A 2740-nucleotide genomic window follows, 5' to 3' on the forward strand; every position below is an offset into this window, starting at 1 on the left:
CGGCGTAACTCACGCCGCAGGACAGGCCGGTGGCCGCCGAGGCGGGGGGTGCCGTGAGGGCGCCGCCCGCCGCGCCGACCAGGGCGAGCGCGGTGGCCGTCGCGGTGATGGTGAGCCGGTTGCCCCTGGCCCGCAGGGCTGTGCGTCGCATGCGTGTCCTCCAGACGGGTGGGGTTCCGCCACGCGGGTGGGGTGCGTGGCGGACGGAGGTGTGGCGACATCGTGGGGTGGCGTGCCCGGCTTGGGAAGCGCCCGCAGGGCTCGGCGGGCTCGACCGACGGGCCCGCCGGGCCGGGACCACAGCGGCGACCAGCGCGGAACCCCGGTCCCGGGGCAGCGGGGCCCGCAGCGCGGCGGCGTGTAACTTACAGCGGCCTGTGGGAGCGCTCCCGCGACTATTGACGGCGTTTCTCACGCCCTGGCTTCATGTGAACGGGATCGCCGCGCCCCATGTGGGCGCGTTCCCACCCGAGTTCCGCGATCCCGTCAGGCATCCCCACCCATCCGAAAGGACCCGGACGTGCCCCATACCGTCCTGCGTCGCCTGCGCACGGCAGCAGCCGCCACGCTGCTCGGCGCCACCGGTCTACTGCCGAACATCGGAGCCGCCACCCCCGCACACGCCGCCCCCTCTCCCGCGGCCGCCGTCCACGTCACCAACCCGTTCGCCGGTGCGACCGGCTACCTCAACCCCGACTACGCGGCCGAGGTCAAGGCCCAGGCCGCCGCCGACGGCGGCACGCTCGGCGCCCTCGAAAGCCAGGTCGCCGCCAACCCCACCGCCGTCTGGATGGACCACATCGGCGCGATCACCGGCGACGCCACCCACCTCGGCCTCCAGGCCCACCTGGACCACGCGCTCGCCCAGCAGCAGGCGGGGGCCACCCCGGTCGTCTTCCAGGTCGTCATCTACGACCTGCCAGGACGGGACTGCGCCGCCATCGCCTCCAACGGCGAACTCCCTGCCACGGACGCCGGGTTGGCCACGTACGAGTCGCAGTACATCGACCCGATCGCGGCCGTCCTGGCCAACCCGAAGTACGCGGGCCTGCGGGTCGCGGCCGTCATCGAGCCGGACTCCCTGCCCAACGCCGTGACCAACCAGTCCAAGCCCACCTGCGCCACCGCCACCCCGTACTACGAAGCGGGCATCGAGTACGCGCTCAACAAGCTGCACGCGATCCCCAACGTGTACGACTACCTGGACATCGGCCACGCTGGCTGGCTGGGCTGGTCCACCAACATGGTGCCGGCGGGCAAGGAGTACGCCAAGATCGCCCAGGCCACCACCGCCGGGTTCGCCAGCATCGACGGCTTCATCAGCGACACCGCCAACACCACCCCGCTCACCGAGCCGTTCCTCACCAACCCCGACCTGACGGTCGGCGGGCAGCCGCTCAAGTCGGCCAACTTCTACCAGTACAACCCCGCGTTCGACGAGTACCACTACGACACCCAGATGTACGCCACTCTGGTGTCCAACGGGTTCCCGAGCACCATCGGCATGCTGGTCGACACCTCGCGCAACGGCTGGGGCGGCCCGGCCCGGCCCACCGCGCTCAACTCCAGCCCCACCACGGTGGACGCGTACGTCGCGGCCAACAAGGTCGACCAGAAGCCCTTCCGCGGCGACTGGTGCAACGTCAACGGCGCCGGCATCGGCGCCCGTCCGCAGTCCCTGCCGTACGGCACGGGCAACCCGATCATCGCGTTCCTCTGGGTCAAGCCGCCGGGTGAGTCGGACGGCGACTACCCGGACGCCTCCCACCCCCACGGCGACCCGCACTGCGACCCCAACGGCACCCAGAGCGACGGCAACGGCAACACCTACCCCACCGACGCCATCCCCGGTTCCAACGTCCCGGCCGGACAGTGGTTCCCCGTCCAGTTCCGGCAGCTGGTGCAGAACGCCTACCCGGCGTTCGGCGGCTCCAGCGGCAGCACCGGCCCGACCGCGCCGGCCGGACTGACCGTCACCGGCACCACCAGCAGCAGCGTCTCGCTCAGCTGGACGGCCGCCACCGCCCCGGCCGGCGTGACCGGCTACACGGTGTACCGGAACGGGACCAAGGTCACGACCGTGACCAGCACCAGCTACACCGACTCCGGGCTCTCCCCCGCCACCGCCTACCAGTACACCGTCACCGCCCAGGACACGGCGGGGAACGTCTCCCCCGCCTCCGCCGCGGTGACCGCCACCACGGCGGCGGCGCCGGGTGGCGGCGGAAGCAGCGGCTGCTCCGCCACCTACGCGGTCGGCAATGACTGGGGCAGCGGCTTCACGGCCAGTGTGACCGTTGCCAACACCGGCAGCACGGCCACCAAGTCCTGGACGGTCACCTGGAGTTGGGGCGGCAACCAGCAGATCACCAACAGCTGGAACGCCACCACCGCCCAGAGCGGCAGCGCGGTGACGGCCGCCAGCCAGGCCTACAACGGCGCGCTGGCGCCCAACGCCACCACCAGCTTCGGCTTCCAGGCGACCTACTCGGGCGGCAACTCCGCTCCGACCCTGACCTGCACCGCGAGCTGATCTCCCCCGGCCGGGGCCGCGCCGGCGGCCCCGGCCCCCACCCCGAGGAACTCCGCATGCCCCGAACCGTACCTCCCCGCACCCTGTCTCCTCGCACGGCGGCCCTCGCGGCCGCCACCGCCGGGTGCGCCGCCCTGGCAGCGCTCCCCCTCACCGGGCCCTCCGCGACGGCGGCCACCGGCCTTTCCTGCAAAGTGAGTTACGCCC

General features: G+C 72.5%; 1 protein-coding gene. It reads left to right on the forward strand.

All coding sequences use genetic code 11. From position 1 onward, the window contains the following. Positions 1-520: 520 nt before the first annotated feature. Complete coding sequence (locus tag ACWCYO_RS40535) at positions 521-2533, forward strand: glycoside hydrolase family 6 protein (protein WP_449787034.1); 2013 nt, start codon at positions 521-523, stop codon at positions 2531-2533. Positions 2534-2740 lie beyond the last annotated feature (207 nt).

It is taken from the genome of Kitasatospora sp. NPDC001683, assembly GCF_053596495.1.